The sequence below is a fragment of the Caulobacter sp. LARHSG274 genome, from assembly GCF_052871235.1.
Genome location: NZ_JBIXJO010000005.1, coordinates 132,268 through 151,710 on the forward strand (window position 1 = coordinate 132,268; position 19,443 = coordinate 151,710).

General features: G+C 71.6%; 6 protein-coding genes. 1 reads left to right on the forward strand and 5 read right to left on the reverse strand.

Annotated elements, in window-relative coordinates; translation table 11 throughout:
* Positions 1-15: 15 nt before the first annotated feature.
* The 5 genes from tssA to ACIPQB_RS12175 form a co-directional block, all read right to left on the reverse strand.
* Positions 16-1,017: a type VI secretion system protein TssA gene (gene tssA / locus ACIPQB_RS12155; RefSeq protein WP_446485491.1), complete on the reverse strand. Its 1,002-nt coding sequence runs from the start codon at positions 1,015-1,017 to the stop codon at positions 16-18.
* A 33-nt stretch (positions 1,018-1,050) separates the two neighbouring features.
* Complete coding sequence (locus tag ACIPQB_RS12160) at positions 1,051-4,173, reverse strand: CHAT domain-containing protein (RefSeq protein ID WP_446485492.1); 3,123 nt, start codon at positions 4,171-4,173, stop codon at positions 1,051-1,053.
* The gene (locus ACIPQB_RS12165) at positions 4,170-14,690 is read right to left on the reverse strand and encodes a beta strand repeat-containing protein (RefSeq protein WP_446485493.1); all 10,521 of its coding nucleotides are present in this window, start codon (positions 14,688-14,690) and stop codon (positions 4,170-4,172) included. Before ACIPQB_RS12165 ends, ACIPQB_RS12160 begins: the two co-directional genes overlap by 4 nt.
* A gap of 18 nt (positions 14,691-14,708) precedes the next feature.
* Positions 14,709-16,463, reverse strand: coding sequence for a ShlB/FhaC/HecB family hemolysin secretion/activation protein (locus ACIPQB_RS12170; protein ID WP_446485494.1), 1,755 nt, complete (start codon positions 16,461-16,463; stop codon positions 14,709-14,711).
* A gap of 107 nt (positions 16,464-16,570) precedes the next feature.
* Positions 16,571-17,227, reverse strand: coding sequence for an OmpA family protein (locus tag ACIPQB_RS12175; protein ID WP_446485495.1), 657 nt, complete (start codon positions 17,225-17,227; stop codon positions 16,571-16,573).
* A 167-nt stretch (positions 17,228-17,394) separates the two neighbouring features.
* On the opposite strand from ACIPQB_RS12175, the gene ACIPQB_RS12180 reads away from it, so the two are divergent.
* Positions 17,395-19,428: a type VI secretion system Vgr family protein gene (locus tag ACIPQB_RS12180; RefSeq protein ID WP_446485496.1), complete on the forward strand. Its 2,034-nt coding sequence runs from the start codon at positions 17,395-17,397 to the stop codon at positions 19,426-19,428.
* The last annotated feature ends 15 nt before the right edge of the window (positions 19,429-19,443 follow it).

A 19,443-nucleotide genomic window follows, 5' to 3' on the forward strand; every position in this document is an offset into this window, starting at 1 on the left:
CCCAGCAAAAGACGGTTAATCGTCGTCCGCGGGTCGCAGATTCAGTACACGGATCGCCTGATCTATCCCCTCAGGGGCCACATCGCGCAGGATGGTCAAGAAATCCAGCGGCACCCAGGCCTTGGCGCGAGTCAGTAAAAGCGGGATGGGGCTGCCCGGTTCACTGCGGGCGTAATAGTCTATCGCCGCATCGAGCGCGCGAATGACATCGTCTCTGCTGTTGACGCGCCCGGAGAGACTAGGCCCGGAACCGCTCTTGCTAACCGCGCCATCCGATGAGATTTCATCCGAAGATTGAGCGTCTTCAGGTTCCGCGCCCGGGATAAATTCCCCCACCGCGCGCTGCAGCTTGGCGAGCAGTTCGTAGGTCGGCGAAAAATTTGTCGAAACGTCGCCGGCGGCTTCGCGGGTGAAGATCACGTCCGCGCGCCGAAACGACGCTTCGATCCGCTTCAGGCGCTCGACGGCCTCGACCAGGGTCTCGGGCGGCAGCTCCTCAAGGGCGGCGCGGAACAGGCCATAACCGTCCTCGGCCGCGCCGCCGGCCCGGAAACGCTCGAAATCGGCGCCGGAATAGCGGCCCAGCCGCGGGTGGGCGATCAGGATCACGTTCTCGAACGGCAGCAGGAAGGCGCCGCGGTTGGCCAGGGCGTCGCAGGGCGCCTTGCGGCCGGGAAGGCCCAGCTCGTCCAGGGTCGGATGAACGGTCTCCCAATACTGCTCGAACAGGCCGGCCAGGGTTTCGGCCCCGACCTCGACCAGATCCAGATTGCCGCTCTTGGCGCCGGCCCGGCACAGATAGGCCGCCAGCCAGACATCCTTGGAGCGCCGGAACAGCCCCTCGATCAGCTGGACCACGCGGCGCCAGTCGACCTCGGCGGCCTGATCGTCATCGGCGTTCTCGGGGGTCTCGAACACCTGCTCCAGTTCGGAGCGATCATTGTCGTAGCTGAGGTCCTCGCCGGCGGGCGAATCCTCGGAGACCGGTTCCAGCAGGGTCTCGGCGGTCAAAGCCATGATCGGTCCTATGTCGAAGGAAATGGGTTCGAGCTAGTTGGCGGCCGCCGGCATCGGGCGGGCGCCGTCGCCGACCACCGTGAACGCGGCCCAGTAGTAGGGATGAGAATACTGATCCTGGCTGTTCATCAAGCTCAGCTCCGAGGTGCGCAGCGCCTCGGCCTGGCTGGCGTTTGGCGAGCCGAACATGCCCACCATCAGGCGCGTGGTCGCCTGGCTGTCCACCTGCCAGTGCGACACCACCAGCCCGCGGGCTCCCGCATAGATGAACGCCCGGGTCAGGCCGCCCAGGGAGCCGCCCACATCGGCCACGCTGGCTTGGTCGAAAGCGCCGCCGCCGCCGGTGTCGCAGGCCGAAAGCACCACCAGGTCGGCGTCCAGCTTCAGGTCGAGGATCTCGGTGGCGTCCAGCAAGGCGTCGCTGTCGCCGCCGCCCAGCGAGGTCACCAGGGCCGGCTGCGGCAGGCAGCCCCCCGGCCGCGGCAGCAGGCCGTGGGTGGCGAAGTAGAGGACGCGATAGTCGGCCAGGTCCGTGCGGGCCCGGACCCGATCGTCGCTGAACGCGCCGCCCTCCACCAGGCTGCCGTCGTCGCTCTTCAGCGCGCGTCCCACCGCGGCCAGTTCGGTGCGGGTGTCCGGCAGGGCCGGCAGCGCCAGCAGCCGCGCCTGGGTGGCGTCACAGATGTCGGCGTCGGCCAGGCCCTGGCCGACCATCGCCTTCAGGCCGCCGAACGCCCGCGGATCGGTCGCCGGCGGCGGCGCGGAGTCGCCGAAGCCGAGGATCGGGCGCTTGGCCTTGGACGGCGAGAAGTCCCGCGACTGCACGAAGCTGGAGGCCGACACCGTCAGGGAGGTGGCGGCCTTGGCGCCCAGCCAGGCCACGCCGTTATAGGCCAGCACGCCCGCGCCCGCCGTCCGGATCGCCTCGCGCCGCTGGTCGATCAGCGCGACGCTGGCCTTGTCGGTGACCAGGGCCGCCAGGGGCAGGCTGAGCACGGCGGCGTCAGGTTCGTAGATCAGGTGCCGGGCCGCCTCGACCCGCGCGCGCACGGGACCGAACAGGTCCTCGTAGAGCTGCTCGGCCGCCGCCACGTCGTAGCGCGGCAGGCGCCCCACGGCCTCGAACGGCTCGCGCAGGCTCGCCACTCTTCGGGCGGCCTCGGCGGCGCCGATATTGATGCGATAGGGCGTCACCTCGTCATGGGAGATCGCCATCGCATAGCCGCGGTCGGCCAGCAGCACGGACTGCAGATAGAGCTCGCCCGGACGCAGGGTCGCCTGCAGCTTGGCCAGGTCGACCTCGGAGACGACCAGCTGGCCGTAGCGCGGATTAGCCGCGACCAGCTGCTGCTCCAGGGCCCCGGCCTCGGCCGACAGGTCGTGGACCTCCGTCTGGGCCGCCGTCCGCTTGGCCGCCGGCGCATCGGCGTCGAGGCCGGCCAACTGGCTGGTCGCCAGTTGCAGGCGCCGGCGGGTGTCCTCCAGCGCCCGGGCCAGGCCGGCCGATTCGCTGTCGCCCTCGCTCAGCCGCGCCGACAGCCTGGCGATGGTGTCGGCCACCCCCTGGCGCGAGACGCTGGATGCGGCCGTGAAGAACGTCGCCGCATAGGCGTCCTTGTGGGCGGGGTCGCTGGCGTAGAGGCGCAGCAGCAGGTCGAAATAGGCGGAGGCGGAGTCGGCCGAGGCCCCCAGCGAGCCGCGGGTGCCGCGGAACACCTTGAAGCCTTCGGCGTAATCGCGCAGCGCCGCATCGGTGTCATTGGCCTCGGCGTCGGCGCGGCCAAGTTCCAGCAGCAGATAGCCCTCGACCGGGGTGCCGGCCTGCTGGCCGCGAATGGCGGCCAGGGCCAGGCTGAGCCGCTCCCGGGCCGGACCAGGCCGTTTGGCCGCCAGATCGATATGGGCCAGCTCGGTCTCGACCTGAGCCACCAGCCAGGGCGCGGTGGCGGCCAGGACCGGATCGGCCAGCAGGGTGCGCGCTCGTTGCAGGCTGGCGGTGGCCTGGGCGCCCTCGCCCAGCGCCAGTTCCGAGGTCGCCTCGGTCAGCAGGACCTGGGCGATCTGGATGCGCACGCGCGCGCCGGCGTCCAGCTGGCTGACCCGCAGATTGATCGCCCGGTTCGAACGATTGAGCGCGGCGGCGAGGTCGGCGCTGATGATCAGGCCGCCGGCGTCCTGGGTGAACTGGCCGCCCGCGGTCTGGTTGGCCGCGGTGAGCAGGGCTTCCAGCTTGGTGCGGGCCTGAACGGCGGTCTCGGCCGACTCCTTGAACTGCTTTTGGTTGCGAAGATGCAGGGCGCGATAGCTGAGGGTGATGGCGGTCAGGCCGGGATCCTCGATCCGGGCGGCCATCTTGTCGGCCTCGTCGAACAGCGCGTCGGCGCGCGCGAACCGTCCGGTGTTGGAGACGTTCAGCGCCCAGTTCAGATAGGCCTCGGCCCGGGTCCGGGTGGGCAGTTTCTCGTCCTGGGCGATTTCCCGGAAGTCGGCGCCGGCGGCGTCGAACCGCCATTCGAGGTTTCGCCGATAGGCGCGCTCGCGCAGGCTGTCCAGGGCGGCCGACTGGTCGGCGGCCTGTCCCAGCGCGGCCAGGTGCAGCGGCGCGATGTCGGAGACGCCGCCCAGCCGCTGGGTCACGTCCTTGGGCGGCGGCGCGGCCTTGGCGGCGATCCTGAGTCCGGCCTCCAGCACGTCGGCGATCTGCGGGAAGCCCTGGGCGGCCACCCTCACCCCGCGCCGACGCGCAGAATAGGACGCATAGGCCGTCTGGCCGGCGCCGAGGATGCAAGGCGCCGCCGTGGCGTCGGTCAGGCCGTCGAGCGGCTTGGCGGCGGCCGGTTCGCAGCGGGCCCGCGTCGCCAGGGTCTTCAGATAGGGGCCGTCGGCGGCCATGGCCTGGTCGCCGCGATATTCATAGGCGTAGAGGTGGCCCAGCGGCACGTCCCAGCCGCGGCAGCGGATGGTCCAGGCGCGCGCGCCGCGCATCTGCACGGCCGGATCGTTCTCATCCCGTACGGCTTCGCACACCGCGCCGCTCATGCCGCTCTGCCCGAGGGGGAAGTTGTCGAGCCGCATGGCCCCGGCCTGGGCCATCGACGCCGTCGTCGTCGCCAGGACGGCGACCAAGGTCGCAACCAGACCTTTCAGCGGGATCATTTCGGGCACCCTTCGGCGTTGTCGGCATTGCAGTCTCGGGGCCGCCAGATTTCCTCGTTGCCCGCGCCGGTGATCGTCGGATCGCTTTCCAGCGCCGCCTCCGGCGCCTGCAGCAGGATACCCTCCACCAGCTTGTCGATGTGGACGTCGACCACCGTGCTGACGATCGGCGTGCAGGACCCCGCCTCGCCGATGGTGCAGCCGTTCACGCGGTAGTTGCTGTTGCGGATCAGGGCGGGCTCGAGGACGACGCTCTGGGAGCTGGCGACGATCTGGCCGGTCAGCAGCGTGCCGGACGCGGAAAAGGCGCTGAGCGACAGGTCGATCAGCTCCGGCGCGCGGGGCCCCCCGGCGACGGCGGCGCCCGTCCGGCCCAGCAGCACGCCGGCGTCGGCGCCGGTCGACGGGGTGATCAGCATGCCCACGGGTCGCCCGGAGAGGCCGCCGGTGCTTTGCTGGACGACGCGGCCGTCCGAGCGGATGGCCAGGGACGCGGTGGTGACGAAGATCTTGTTGAACTCCGACCCGCGCGCGATCACCCCGCCGGGACGGTTCTGGGTGATGCTGATGGAGTCGACCGGCGCGTCCTCGACGGCGTCGATGAAGGTCGACGAGCCGATCAGCACGGCCTTGCTGGCGTTGAGTTCGACCCGGCCCAGGCCCGCCACATTGGTGAAGGCCGCCGCCCCCGACACCGTCGAGGAGCCCAGGGAGCCGGTCAGGTAGATGGTCTTGGGCGTCCAGCCGCTTGCGGCGTCGGCCTTGCCGACGATGAATTCGCCTTTGCCCGCGGTCCCGGCCTTGACCGCGCCGGCCACGGACACCGTGGCGTCGGGACCGGCCAGGATCGCCAGCGAGGCCAGCTTGGCGCCGTCCAGGGTGAAGTCGCCGACGAAGGCGTCGCCCCGCACCGTATTGGCCTTGCCGCCGGCATAGAGTTCGACGGAGTCGGCGGTGATCCGGCCCATTTCCGCGGCGTCGATCGTCATCCCGCCGGAGCCGGCGAAGGTCACGCCGGACGGCGCATCGCCGACCACCAGGCGGCCGCCCAGGCTTTCGACGACGGCCAGGCGGCTCTTCAGCGACGAACCGAGGGTCAGGTCGCTGGCGGCGATATGGGTGATGTCCGCCGTCGCGGTCCCGAGCGTGGCGCGGCCGCTGGTGTTGACCGCCAGGGTCTTGCCGGCGGTGAGCGTCTCGGCCGACAGGTCGCCGGCCAGGGTCGACAGCGTCAGGTCGCCGCCGGCCTTGACCACGCCATGGCTGTTCAGGGCGCCTGCGCTGGCGGTGACGGCCACATCGGTCGCGGCCTCCGCGGTCGTCAGATCGACCGAGGCGCCGGTCACGGCGATCTTGCCCGTGGTCCCCGTGGCGCTCAGCCGCGATAGGACGGCCGCACCGGTCGCGTCCGCCTTCACCGTGCCGGCGGCGGTGACCAGATCGGCGTTCAGGACGGCCGCGGCCAGGGTGGCGTCGCGGCCGGCCGAGACGTTGAACAGTCGCGCCTCGCCTCCCGCCGTGACGGCGACGTCGCGGCTGGCGCTGATCTTGCCGCCGCTGGCGACGGTCAGGTCGCCCGTGGTCTTCAGCACGGCGTCGCCCGCCGCGGCCGAAACCTCGGCCACGGTCAGTCCGCCGCCCACGTCGACGACGGCGTCGCCCGCCGTCGCGCCGGTCGCCCGGACGATCACCGCGGTGCGCGCCGGGTCGCCGACCGTCACCGAGCCGGCGCCGGCGCTGGTCCGGCCCAGGGTGACGTTGGAGCCGGCGCTGACCAGCAGGGTGTGGTTACCCGGCGCGGCGCCGCTGAGATTGGCGATCCGCAGCGAGGCCGCGCCTTGGTCGGCGACGATCGCCACATCGCCCCCGGCCGTCACGCTGTCGACCTGGGCCGCGCCGCTGGTCGCATGCACCGAGACGGAGTCGCCGGCCTCGGCCGTGGCGACCGTGACGCTCTTGGCGGTCAGGGCGATGGAAGACCCCGCCCCGCCGCTGGCGGCCACGTCGCCAAGGCTGATCGCGCCGTTGGCCGCGGACATCCGCGCTTCACCGCCCGCCGAGGCCTGGCCGACCTTGATGTCGCCGCTGGCGCTGGCCAGCTGGACATTGCGGCCGGCCACGACCGAGGTCAGGTTGAAGCCGCTGTCGAGATTGACGGCCGCGTCGCGCTGGGCGGTGATGTGGACCAGGGCGTCGGCCGGCGCGGTCAGGGCCGTGGTCCCGGCCGAAGCCGGATCAGTTCCCAGCAACACGTCGCCGGTCGTTCCGGTCGCGACCAGGATCAGTTCGGCCGGCGTGGTGCCGCCGCCGGTCAGGGTCGCCGCGGCCAGGCGGACCGAGCCGTCGTTGGCGGTGACGTCGATCGCCTGCCCGGCCTTGGCGCTGGCGACGACGGCGTCACCGCCCTGGGTGGTCATCGTGAAGTCGCCGCCGGCGACGACGGCGCCCAGTCGCGCGGCGCCGTCCAGGTTGACGGCCACGTCATGGACCGCCGTCAGGTCGACCGTGGCCGGGGCCACGGCGTCCAGGACCAGGCGGTTGGCGGCGGTCGGGGTCACGCCGGCCGCCGCGCCGAGGGTGACGCTGTCGCCGGAGATCGCCAGATGGGCCCCTGCCCCCGTCGCGGTCACCGAGCCGACGGTCGCCGCGCCCGTGGCCGTCGCCGAAAGATCGCGTCCCACCGTCATGGTCGCCACGTCCAGGGTCCCGCCGGTGGCGGCCAGATGGACGTCGCGGCCGGCGTCGACCGTCGCCAGGTTGATCGTCTTGGCCTGCAGCGAGACGTCGTTGGCGCCGACCAGCGAGGTGATCCCGACCTCGGCGTCGGTCGCCAGCAGGATCGCCCCGCCCGACGAGACTAGGTTCAGGCCCGATATGCCCTGGGCGGCGCTGAGGCTGATGTCGCCCGGCGCGTTGAGGTCCTGAGTCAACAGCAGCGAGCCGTTGGGCACGGTCAGCGATACGCCGCCGGTTCCAGCCGCCAGGGCGCCCACCGTCACCACGCCGGCGCGGATGTCGTTCACCGCCAGGCCGCCGGCCCCGACATTGGTCATCGACGACAGGGCGGCGATGTTGTTGGCCCCCGTCAGGCTGGTCCCGCCGGTCGAGGTGGTGAACAGGCGCGCGGCGCTGAGCCCGCCGCCGGTCTGGGTGATGGCGCCGGCCGCCGACACGGTCAGGTCCTGGGCGGCGACCACGGTCCCGCCCAGGCTGATGGCGCCGCCCGAGGTCAGGCTGACCTGGGTTCCGCCGGCGTCGCCGCCGGTCAGGGGCCCCGCGGCCACGACCGTCAGGTCGCCCTTGGTCGCCTGCAGCGAGGCGAAGGTGAAGCCGCCCGCGCTGGTGGCGTGGACGTTGAAGTCGCCGCTCGCGCCGCTGAAGGTCGGCGTCAGGGCCACGGTGTTGAAATGATCGGCCGCGATGTCGTAGTCGCCGCCGACGCTCACCCCGGTCGTGACGGCCAGTCCGCCGGCGGCGGTCAGTTGCGCGGCGCCGCCGGTCGTCAGGCTAGCGAGCTGGATGTCGCCGCCGGTCGCCGTCAGAACCGCGTCGCCCGTCGCGCTCGCCGTGCCGACGGTCAGTTGCGAACCGCTGAGAGTCAGGTCGCCGCCGGTGGTCAGGCTGGTGAGCTGGATGCCCCCGGTCGCCGTCAGAGCCGCATCGCCCACGGCGCTCGCCGTGCCGACGGTCAATTGCGAACCGCTGAGGGCCAGGTCGCCGCCCGTCGTCAGGCTAGCGAGCTGGATGTCTCCGGTCGCCGTCAGAACAGCGTCGCCTGCCGCGCTCGCCGCGCCGACGGTCAGTTGCGAACCGCTGAGGGCCAGGTCGCCGCCGGCGGCGGTCGAGCCCAGGGTCACGGCGGCGCCGGACACGGTGACGTTCCCGGCGGCGGTCACAGCGCCGGTCAGGCCGACGTCGCCGGTCGCGCTAATCGTCGTCGAACCGGCGGTCGAGCCGACGCCCAGGCCGGTCACCCCGTCGGCGGCGGTCAGGACCACCGCGCCCGGTACGGAAATGTTGCTCAGCAGGTTCAGGGACCCGGCGTCGGCGGTCAGGGTGAGGCCGCCCGTCTGCACCGACACAGTCCCGACATTGATCACCCCGGTCGCGCTGTCGCGCACCGTGATATCGCCGGCCGCGGTGTTGGTGAGGCTGGTCAGTTGCGCGACATGGTTGGCGGCGTCCAGGGTCAGGCCGCCGACCGATTGCGCCGACAACGAAGCCGCGTCGATCGCGCCCGCCGCGGTCTGGGTGATGACGCCGTTGGCGGCGAGGCTCGCCGCGCCGCTGGTGACGACGGCGCCGGTCAGGGCCAGGGCCCCCTGGCTGGCGGTCAGCGAGACCGGGCCCGCGCCGCCCGACACCGCCGCGAAGGTCACAGGCGCGGCGGCGTCGGACCTTGCCGCGACCCCGCCGGCGCTGGTGTTGGCCAGAGCGCCGAAGGTGGTGATCTGGTTGCCCGCGCCATTGACGGACAGGCCGCCGACGGCGGTCGCCGCCAGGCTGGCGGCGGTGATCCCCGCGCCGGTCGCCGCCTGGGTGGTCGCGCCGCCCGAGTGCAGGGTCGCCGCGCCCGCGCCGAGGCCGATGGCCTTGGTCAGGCCCAGGGTTCCGGCGCTGGCCAGGTGCAGGTCGCCGCCCTGAGTGGTGATCCCGACGACGCCGCCGACCGCGCCGACGGCGAGATTGGCCGCGTCGGTGAAGTCGAGGTCGGCCCCGGCGCCGGCCAGGGCGACCGCCAGGGTTCCGACCCGGTTGGTCGTCGCGCCGAAGGTCGCCGAGCCGGCGCCGACGCCCAGGCCCGACAGCGCCGTCCCGGCGCCGAGCGCGCCGTCGAAGGTCGCCGCGCCGCTGGTGATCGCGGTCAGGGAATGGGCGGCGGGGCCGGAATCGACGGTCGAGGCGAAGTGCAGGGTCCCGCCGGCGGTCGAGCGCGCCACGGTGTCGGCGCCGAGGACGACAGGGCCGTGATAGGTCTGGGCGCCGGTGGTGGTCACCGCGCCGCCGTCCAGGGCCGTCGGCCCGGTGAGGTCGAGGCTGGCCAGGGCGGTCGAACCGCCGACCGCGCCGCCGAGGGTCACCGACGATCCGCTCAGGGTCAGGCCGTGGCCGCCGTCGATCGTGCTGACGAAGCCCAGCGCCCCGCCGGCCAGGGCCACGTCGGCCCCCAGGGTCACGGCGCTGTGGTAGGTCTGGCCGGTGGTGGTGGTGACATTGGCGCCCAGCGTCGTCGCGCCGGTGACGTCCAGGCTGGTCAGGGCGGTCCCGCCGCCGATCGCGCCGTTCAAGGCCACCGACGAGCCGTTCAGGGTCAGCGTCCTGGCGCCGTTCACGGCCGCCAGGCTCAGGGCCCCGCTGGTCAGGGCGGCGTTGGCCCCCAGCGTCATGGCCCCATGATAGGTCTGGGCGCCGGTGGTGGTCACCGCGCCGCCGCTCAGGGTGGTCAGCCCGCTCACGTCCAGGCTGGCCAGGGCCGTCGAACCCCCAACGACGCCGCCGAGCGTCACCGCGCCGCCCGACAGCGTCAGGGCGTGGGCGCCGTCCACCGCCGTCAGGCTCAGGGCGCCGCCGCCGGTCAGGGCGGTGTCGGCGCCGAGGGTCACGGCGCCGTGGTAGGCCTGGGCGCCGGTCGTGGTCACCGCGCCGCCGTCCAGGGCGGTGGCGCCGGTCACGTCCAGGCTGGCCAGGGCGGTCGCGCCGCCGACCGCGCCGTTCAGGGCCACCGAAGCGCCGTTCAGAGTCAGCCCGTGGCCGCCGTCGATCGTGCTGGCGAAGTCCAGCGCCCCGCCGGCCAGGGCCGCATTGGCGCCCAGGGTCACGGCGCTGTGGTAGGTCTGGCCGATCGTCGTGGTGACATTGGCGCCCAGCGTCGTCGCGCCGGTCACGTCCAGGCGGGTCAGGGCGGTCGAGCCGCCGACCACGCCGCTCAAGGCCACCGAACTTCCCGACAGCGTCAGGTCATGGGCGCCGTTCACGGCCGCCAGGCTCAGGGCGCCGCTGGTCAGGGCGGTGTCGGCCCCCAGCGTCACGGCGCCATGATAGGTCTGGGCGCCGGAGGTGGTCACCGCGCCGCCGTTCAGGGCGGTCGCGCCGGTGACGTCCAGGCTGGCCAGGGCCACGCCGCCGCCGATGATCCCGTCCAGGGTCACCGACGAGCCGCTCAGGGTCAGGGCGTGGCCGCCGTCGATCGCGCCGGCCAGGCTCAGCGCCCCGCCGGCCAGGATGCTGGCGTCGGCCAGCAGGGTGATCGGCTGGTGGGCGACCACCGTGCCGGTCGCCGTCAGGGTGGTCGGGCCCAGGCCCAGGCCGCCGCTGGCGCTGTCCAGGTCGATCGAGAAGGCCGGCCCGCCGCTGGTCCCGGCGCTGACGTCGGCCTTGACGTTCAGGGCCCCGGCCGTGGTCTTCAGGAAGACGTCGCCGCCGGGATTGACCCCGGTTCCGTTGACCACCGCGCCGGTGACGTCCAACGCCTGGGCGTTGGTGAAGGCCAGGGTTCCGCTGGTGGTGTTGGTGAAGGCCTGCAGGGCCGCAACATGGTTGGCCGCCAGGGTCAGGTCGACGCCGGTGGTCGCCGAGCCGCCCACCGAGGCGGCGTCGATCGTGCCCGCCGCCGTCTGGGCGATGGACGTATTGGCCAGCAGGGTGACCCCACCGGTGGTCGCCACCGCCCCGGTCAGGCTCAGGCCCCCCTGGTGGGCGTCCAGGCTGATCGCCCCGGTCCCGCCCGAGACCGCCCCGAAGGCGACGGTTCCGGCCGCGTCGGACCGGGCCTGCACGCCGCCGGCCCCGGTGTTGGTCAGGGTCCCGAAGGTGCTGATCTGGTTGCCGGCCCCATCGACCGCCAGCCCGCCCGCAGCGTTGGCGGTCAGCGAGCCGGCGGTGATCCCCGCCCCGCTCGCCGACTGGCTGATCGCCCCGCTGGCGTCGAACACGGTCAGGCCCGCACCGAGGTTGACGGTCTTGGTGACGCCCAGGGCGCCGGTGACATGCAGCGTCAGGTCGCCGGCCGAGGTGGTCACGCCGTCGACGCCGCCGATCGAGCCGATCGTCAGCCCGGCGACATTGGTGAACTCAAGGTCAAAGCCCGGATCCGTCAGGTTCGCCGCCAGGGTCCCGACCCGGTTGTTGGTCGAGGCGAACGTCACCGACCCGGCGTCCAGGCCCAGGCCGGTCAGGGCCGTGCCGGCGCCGATTGCGTCACCGAAGGTCACGATGCTGGCGGTGGCCGCCGTCAGGGAATGGCCACCGCTGTTGGAGTCGACCGTGGAAACAAAGTCCAGGACCCCCGCCCCTGTCGAGCGGGCGACGACGTCGGCGCCAAGGGTTACGGCGTTGTTATAGGTCTGGCCGCCGGCGGTGGTGACATTGCCGCCCAGCGTGGTCGCGCCGGTGACGTCCAGGCTGGCCAGGGCCGTCGCGCCGCCGACGACGCCGTTCAGGTTCACCGACGAACCGTTGAGAATCAGGATCTTGCCGCCGTCCACCGCCGCCAGGCTCAGGGCCCCGCCGATCAGGGTGGTGTCGGCGCCGAGCGTCGCGGCGCTGTGATAGGTCTGGGCGCCGGTCGTGGTCACCGCGCCGCCGTTCAGGGCCGTCGTCCCGGTCACGTCCAGGCTGTTCAGGTTGAGACCCCCGCCGACCGCGCCGCCCAGCATCACCGACGAACCGCTCAGGGTCAGGGCGTGGACACCGTCGATCGTCCCGGCGAAGTCCAGCGCCCCGCCGCTGCTGGTCAAGGCGGTGTCGGCGCCGAGGGTCACGGCGTCATGATAGGTCTGGGCGCCGGTGGTCTTGACCACGCCGCCGTTCAGGGCGGTCGGGCCGGTGACGTCCAGGCTGGCCAGGGCCGTCCCGCCGCCGACCGCGCCGTCCAGGGTCACCGACGAGCCGCTCAGGGTCAGGGCGTGGCCGCCGTCGATCGCGCCGCTGAGGCTCAGCGCCCCGCCGGCCAGGATGCTGGCGTCGGCCAGCAGGGTGATCGGCTGGTGGGCGACCACCGTGCCGGTCGCCGTCAGGGTGGTCGGGCCCAGGCCCAGGCCGCCGCTGGCGCTGTCCAGGTCGATCGAGAAGGCCGGCCCGCCGCTGGTCCCGGCGCTGACGTCGGCCTTGACGTTCAGGGCCCCGGCCGTGGTCTTCAGGAAGACGTCGCCGCCGGGATTGACCCCGGTTCCGTTGACCACCGCGCCGGTGACGTCCAACGCCTGGGCGTTGGTGAAGGCCAGGGTTCCGCTGGTGGTGTTGGTGAAGGCCTGCAGGGCCGCAACATGGTTGGCCGCCAGGGTCAGGTCGACGCCGGTGGTCGCCGAGCCGCCCACCGAGGCGGCGTCGATCGTGCCCGCCGCCGTCTGGGCGATGGACGTATTGGCCAGCAGGGTGACCCCACCGGTGGTCGCCACCGCCCCGGTCAGGCTCAGGCCCCCCTGGTGGGCGTCCAGGCTGATCGCCCCGGTCCCGCCCGAGACCGCCCCGAAGGCGACGGTTCCGGCCGCGTCGGACCGGGCCTGCACGCCGCCGGCCCCGGTGTTGGTCAGGGTCCCGAAGGTGCTGATCTGGTTGCCGGCCCCATCGACCGCCAGCCCGCCCGCAGCGTTGGCGGTCAGCGAGCCGGCGGTGATCCCCGCCCCGCTCGCCGACTGGCTGATCGCCCCGCTGGCGTCGAACACGGTCAGGCCCGCACCGAGGTTGACGGTCTTGGTGACGCCCAGGGCGCCGGTGACATGCAGCGTCAGGTCGCCGGCCGAGGTGGTCACGCCGTCGACGCCGCCGATCGAGCCGATCGTCAGCCCGGCGACATTGGTGAACTCAAGGTCAAAGCCCGGATCCGTCAGGTTCGCCGCCAGGGTCCCGACCCGGTTGTTGGTCGAGGCGAACGTCACCGACCCGGCGTCCAGGCCCAGGCCGGTCAGGGCCGCGGTACCGCCGACGGCGCCGCCGAACGCCAACGTCGATCCGGCCGCCGTCAGGGTATGGCCGCCGTTCACGGTCGAAACGAAGTTCACGGTCCCCGCCACGCTGACGGCGGTGTCGGCGGCCAGGGTCACGGGGCCGTCGAACTTGATCGCCGATCCGGCCGCGGCGGTGGTCAGGCCGCCGCCGCTCAGCGACAGGCTGGAACCCTTCAGGGCCAGCAGGCCGGAGACGTCGGCGCCGCCGGTCGAGGTAACGGTCAGGGCCGCGGTGCTGGTCAGCGACGACGCGGCGCCCGCCGTCAAATTTCCGGTCAGGGAAAAGGCCGAGGCCGTCGCCAGCGTCACGGCGCCCGCGGCGTCGAAGGTCCCCAGGCCCCCGATGGCGTTGGTGACGTTGAGCAGGGTGAGGGAATCGGCCGAACCGTCGACCAGGTTGGCGGTGATCTTGCCGGTCTGGATGACCGCGCCGGGCGTGCGCAGGTGCAGCCCGTCGGCGTTGGTCTTGGCGAGCGTCACCAGGCCGCCGGCCGTGATGCTCAGGTCGCCGTCGGTCAACAGCGAGGTGCCGGTCCCCAGCACCGCGGTCTGGGACAGGGTGGCCGGGGCCGCGCCGACCGCCTGGTCGACGATCCCGCCGCCGTCGCCGCTGAGGACGATTTCGCCGTCGGCGCCGACCGCCGCCTGGGTCGCCGAGATGTCGCCGCCCAGCGATATCAGGGCCCCGGCGATGCTCGGCTTGTTGATGGCGGCGATGAAGATCCGCCCGGAGTCGACCGAACCGGCGATGGTGATCGGGGCGAGGGAGTCGGTGCCGTCGACGGCGCTGTCGGGCACGATGAAGTCGAGCAGTTCGAAATCGTCTGTCGCCGAAGGTTGCAGCCGGAGACGGAAATTCTTGGCGGCGCCGAACACCGCCGTGGTGCCCTCCGCCCCCTGGAGGGTGGTTCCGGTCTGGACCTCCACGATCGGCGCCAGCAGCGCCAGGGTCTTGCCGGTGACGGTGATCGACGCGCCGTTGACCACCTGGACCTTCGACGTCCCGACCGAGGCGGCGAAGTCATAGCTGACCGGCGTGGTCCCCACGGTCGCGGTCAGGAAGTCGGCGTCGGCGATCGCGCCGGTCGTGGCCAGCAGGCCGGCGACATTGACCACCGCATTGTTGCCGAACACCACGCCCTGGGGCGAATAGATCCAGACCGCCCCGCCGGTTCCCGCTGCGCCAGCAGCCCCCAGCCGTGAGGTCAGGATCCCGTCCACCGTGGCCGCGGCGGCCGTGGTTCGGTTCAGAACGATGTCGCTTTTGTTCGCAAAGATGAACTCCAGCGTCTTGTTGTGGGGGAGATTGAAGCTGTTCCAATCGATCAGCGTGCGCGAATTGGTCAGGGTGACTTTGGAGGTGGTGGCGGCGTCCGCGAGGGTGGTGGAATTGCCTTCGCTTCCCGTGACCGCCGTGACCGTTCCGGGCTGCAGGCCCGTGGGGCCCGTGAACTGCGCCGCCGCCGGCGTCGCCGCGGCCAGCAGCGCCCCGGCCACGGCGCCGGTGAGCGCCGTCTGCAGCAGCAGTTCGTTCTGGCGGCGCCGGGTGCGGGAAGATCTTGGGGCGACCATGGTTCTAATCCCAGGCGATCAGTAGAGCGTGGCGGTGAGATTGAGCAGCAGGCGCGCGGGCGGGCGGTGGATCGCCCCCTCGAACGGCTTGTCGAACGGCTTGGCGTAGGCGACGTCGAGGCTGACGCGGTTGGCGAAGCGGAAACGGAAACCGCCGCCGGCCGAGGTGATCGTCCGGTTCTCGCCGCCGACCGTCAGGTCCTGCAGGTAGCCGGCGTCATAGAAGCCGTAGGTCGAGACCTGCAGCCATGAGAACGGCGAGAACGGCCCCACCCGCAGTTCCGCCGAACCGGCGACGCCGCGGTCGCCGGAGGCCGAGGACGGGTCATAGCCGCGGCCGATGGTCAGGTTGCCCAGCGACAGCTGCTCGTAGCTCAGCAGCACCTTGTCGCTATATTGTCCCTGGGCGACGAAGTGGGCGCCGATCCAGGACAGCGGCTGCACGTCGAGCTGGGCGTCGGCCCGGTACACCCACGCCTCGGGGTCGCCCTCGGAGCGCGACAGCGCCGTCTCGCCTTTCGAGGAGGCGCCGAAGATGTTCAGGCCGCGCCGAACCTCCAGGCCGCTCGACACCTCGACCGGCAGGCCGAAGACCTGGCGCGCCCCGGCCTCGACCCGCGCATAGGCGATGCGCAGGTGGTCGTCGACCAGCAGGCCGCCGCCGCCGAAGTCGGTCTTCTGGTCGACATAGTCGAGGCCGCCGGCGACGTTGAGCGAGCTGCGGCGCTTGCGGATGATCGGATAGGCCAGCTCCAGCGCGCCGACCACCGACTCGCCCTTGAGGTCCAGCGGCTTGAGGGTGTCGCCCGGATGGCTGACGGCGTAGGCCAGAGACCCGCGGGCCAGCAGGCCGCGGTCGCCGATACGGCCTTCCTCGGACAGCTGGACGAGCTGCTGCTCCTTCTTGTCGAAGGTCGAATAGACCACGATCGAGGTGCGCTCGCCCCAGGGGGTGAAGCCGTTGAAGTCGCCGCGCACCAGGGCCCCGCCCCGGCCGATGGCCTTGGAGCCGAAGTCCTGGGCGTTGAACAGGACGTCGACGGGATCGCGCGAGACCATGACCTCCAGGTCGACCGCGCCGCGGCCGTCAGCCGACGGCCGCAGGGCCGAGCTGATGCGGACGCCCGGAATGTCGGCGGCCAGCAGCAGGTAGCGCTGGGCCTGGTTCAGGTCGAACGGGGCCATGCCGCGCAGGCGTTCCAGATAGGCTTCCACCTGGGCCTGGGCCGGGCCGGCGTCGCCGCTGACATGCACCGAGGCGATGCGGGCCTCGATCACGCTCAGGCGGACCTCGCCGCCGGCGATCCGCTGTTCGGGAATTTCCACGCGGGCCAGGATGCCGCGGCTGAACAGCAGGGCCGCCGCCCGGTCGCGGATGTCGCAGATGACGCCGACCCGGACGGTCTGGCCGACCTGGGCGCTATAGAGGCCGGCCATGTCGGCCGGCGACAGGGCCGTGGCGCCGTCGAAGGTCACCGACTTCAGCGTGAAGGTCAGCGGGCTGTCGCGCAGCGGACAAGCGCCCGCCGACGGCCGGCTGAAGAGGTCGTCCGGGCGGGCACGAGCGGCCTTGCGCTGGGCCGCGAGCCTAGCCGGATCCAATTCCTGGGCGCTGGGCACGGCCCCCGGCGGCGGCGTGGTCTGCTGCGCGCGGGCGGCGGGGGCGGCCAGGGCCGCGGCGGCCAGCAGGGCCGAAGCGGCCACGCCCCAGCGACGGGCCGCTCCCGCACGCGCGGAATTCAGGGATCGCCCGTGGGCGTCCGTAACAGGCATTTCCGGCATCCCCCGCTCTGCCCGCGTCCCGCGAAGCCGTCCCGTTCCTGACCGTTATGTCGCGTGACGCCCCCTAAAGCGCCCCGGCCGCTCCCTCAAGCAGCCGCTTATTCGGACCGTCGCGCCTCGACCCGACGGTTCTCGGCGGAATAGGGTTGCGACGGCACCGCCAGCCGGTCCTCGCCATAGCCCTTGGCGTCCAGGCGCGCCGGCGACACGCCTTGGGCGACCAGGAACGACTTCACCGCCTCGGCCCGCTGCTGCGACAGCACCCGGTTCTTGTCGGGGGCGCCGGTCGCGTCGGTATGGCCGTCGATCTCGAAGTTCATGCCGGCGAGCTTGGGATTGTTGAGCGCCTGGGCGAAGACCTGGGCGTTGGCCTTGGCCTGCGGCGTCAGCTCGGCCGAACCCAGCTTGAAGGTGATCAGCAGGTCGCGATGCGGCGCCGGCGCGGCGGCCGGTTGCGAAATGCTGGCCATCTGGCGAGCGGCGCGCGCCTGGGTCGAGCGACCCGGGGTTGAGGCCGAAGGCGTGGACGTGGCGCGGGTCGGCAGGCTGAAGCCGCGCGCATCCTTGGCGGGCTCGCAGACGCCGTCGTCACCGGCCACCATGCCGCGGCTAACGCATTGATCCGCCTTGGGTTTCGCAAAGCTGCCGACGATGTCGTCGGCGCTGTATTGCGGCTTGGCCTGCTGGGCCATGGCGATTCCGCCACTGGCGCCCAACGTCAACAAGGCGCACAGCGCCAAGCGTTGCGCGAACATAAAAACTTCCCCTACCAGCCTGATACCGTTGTTCTACGTTAAACCTTCAGCAATAAAATGCAAGCTGGGCGACACTTTTGCTGGACGTTAGATTGCGGTCCAGGCGCCTATGACGCCAAGCGGCAGTGATGCTAAGGTCGACCGCGGCGCATTGGGGTTCGAGGGGCATGGCAGGACAGGGCGAGAAGGTTCCGGTTCACATCAAGGTTGCCGGCGCGCCGCCGCTGGACGTCCTATCGTTGAGTGCGCACGAGCGTCTCGGCGCGCCGTTCCTGATCGAAATCATGGTGCTGGCCGACGACGCGGTCGAGTTCGCCGGGCTGCTGGGCAGCGACGTGTCGATCACCATGGAGCAGGAGCCGGGCATCAGCCGCGAATTCCATGGCGTGCTTTTCGAAGCCACGCTCGCCGGGACCAGCGTCATGGACCGCGGCGTCACCTATGTGCTGCAAGCGCGGCCGCGCCTAGCGGTGCTGGACCTGGGGGGCGCGACGCGCTTCTTCCAGGACAAGAGCGCGATCGACATCATCAAGGAGATCCTGAAGCTCGGCGGCGTCAACGACTACACCCTGGCCAACCAGAAGGGCGGCAAGACGGTCCGGAACTACTGCGTGCAGTACGACGAGTCCGACTTCGACTTCATCTCGCGGCTGATGGAGGAGGAAGGCCTCTACTATTATCATCAGCACACGGCCGGCGGCCACAAGCTGGTGATCTGCGACAATCCCGGCCACCACACCCCCGGGGCCAATCTGAAGGAGGCGGTGGTGCGCGCCTCGGCCTCGGTCAATGTCGCCGGGGCCGAGCTGCAGAGCTGGAGCCGGCGCGTCCGCCCGGCGGTCAACAAGGTCTCGCTGCGCGACAACCATTTCACCGCGCCGAAGAACCCGATGGCGGCCGAGGCGGCCACCACCGCGGGGGCCTCGAAGATGGCCGCACGCGAGACCTACCAGCTGTTCGCCGGCCACGGCGCCTTGCTGGACAAGCCGCCGCTGGCCAGCGGAACCCCGTACGCCGAGACCCGGCTGGCCGAGCACCAGGCCGAGCGCGAGCTGTGGACGGGCTCGGGCACGATCTTCGCCGTCGCCACCGGAACCGTGCTGAAGATCACCAACGAGATCCCCGGCTCCGACCCGCCTCGCAAGGAGACCAACACCTTCCTGGTCACCGGCGCCGCGCACCAATATTCCATCGTCGACGGCGAGGCGCACTTCCAGGTGTCGATCGAGGGCGTCCCCTCGACCCTGCGCTGGGCGGTGCAGCGGCATACGCCCAAGCCCCGCGCCCACGGCCCGCAGACCGGGCTGATCGTCGGGCCCAAGGGCGAGACGATCTATGTGGACGACCACGGCCGCGTCCGCGTCCGCTTCCACTGGGACCGCGAGACCACCGGCGACAATCCCGACCTCTATTCCTGCTGGATCCGGGTCTCGCAGGCCTGGGCGGGCGACGAGCTGGGCGTGGTCATGCACCCGCGCATCGGCCAGGAGGTGATCGTCGACTTCCTGGACGGCGATCCGGACCGGCCGATCATCACCGGCCGGGTCTACAATCCCGACACCAAGGCGCCGATGCCGCCGGTCGCCGAGAAGACCCGCTCCACCTGGAAGAGCCGCACGGTCGGCGATGTCGGCCAGGACTACAGCGACACCGAAAACCCGCCCAAGTCGGGCGAACGCGGTTCCAACGAACTGCGCTTCGAGGACAAGGGCGGCAGCGAGCACATCTATCTTCACGGCCAGCGCGACTTCGAGGGCAATATCCGGCGCGACGAGAAGCACAAGACCGGCCGTAATCTCACCGCGCGGATCGGCCTGGACCGCAAGACCGACATCAAGCGCCACGAGACCACGACGATCGAGGAAGGCGACGAAAAGCACACGGTCAAGAAGGGCTCGCGCACCACCGTCATCCATGTCGACGAAACCGCCACGATCGAGACCGGCAATTCGGCGACCACGGTCAGCACCGGCAACTATTCGGTCGACGTCTCGGCCGGCAAGGTCAAGATCGAGGCGGCGCTGGAGATCCTGCTGAAGGTCGGGACCAGCACCGTGAAGATCAGCCCAGAGGGGATCGAGATCAAGGGCATGACGGTCAAGATCAAGGGCGAGACCATGCTCAGCGCCGAAAGCCTGAAGACCGACGTCAAGGGCAGCGCCATGACGACGATCACCGGCGGCGTGGTGATGATCAACTAGCGGCTGGAGTCCGAA

Bases quoted from the DNA above. Each gene is read 5' to 3' on its own strand.
- tssA (WP_446485491.1), bottom strand. From the start codon at position 1,017: ATGGCTTTGACCGCCGAGACCCTGCTGGAACCGGTCTCCGAGGATTCG.
- ACIPQB_RS12160 (WP_446485492.1), bottom strand. From the start codon at position 4,173: ATGATCCCGCTGAAAGGTCTGGTTGCGACCTTGGTCGCCGTCCTGGCG.
- ACIPQB_RS12165 (WP_446485493.1), bottom strand. From the start codon at position 14,690: ATGGTCGCCCCAAGATCTTCCCGCACCCGGCGCCGCCAGAACGAACTG.
- ACIPQB_RS12170 (WP_446485494.1), bottom strand. From the start codon at position 16,463: ATGCCTGTTACGGACGCCCACGGGCGATCCCTGAATTCCGCGCGTGCG.
- ACIPQB_RS12175 (WP_446485495.1), bottom strand. From the start codon at position 17,227: ATGTTCGCGCAACGCTTGGCGCTGTGCGCCTTGTTGACGTTGGGCGCC.
- ACIPQB_RS12180 (WP_446485496.1), top strand. From the start codon at position 17,395: ATGGCAGGACAGGGCGAGAAGGTTCCGGTTCACATCAAGGTTGCCGGC.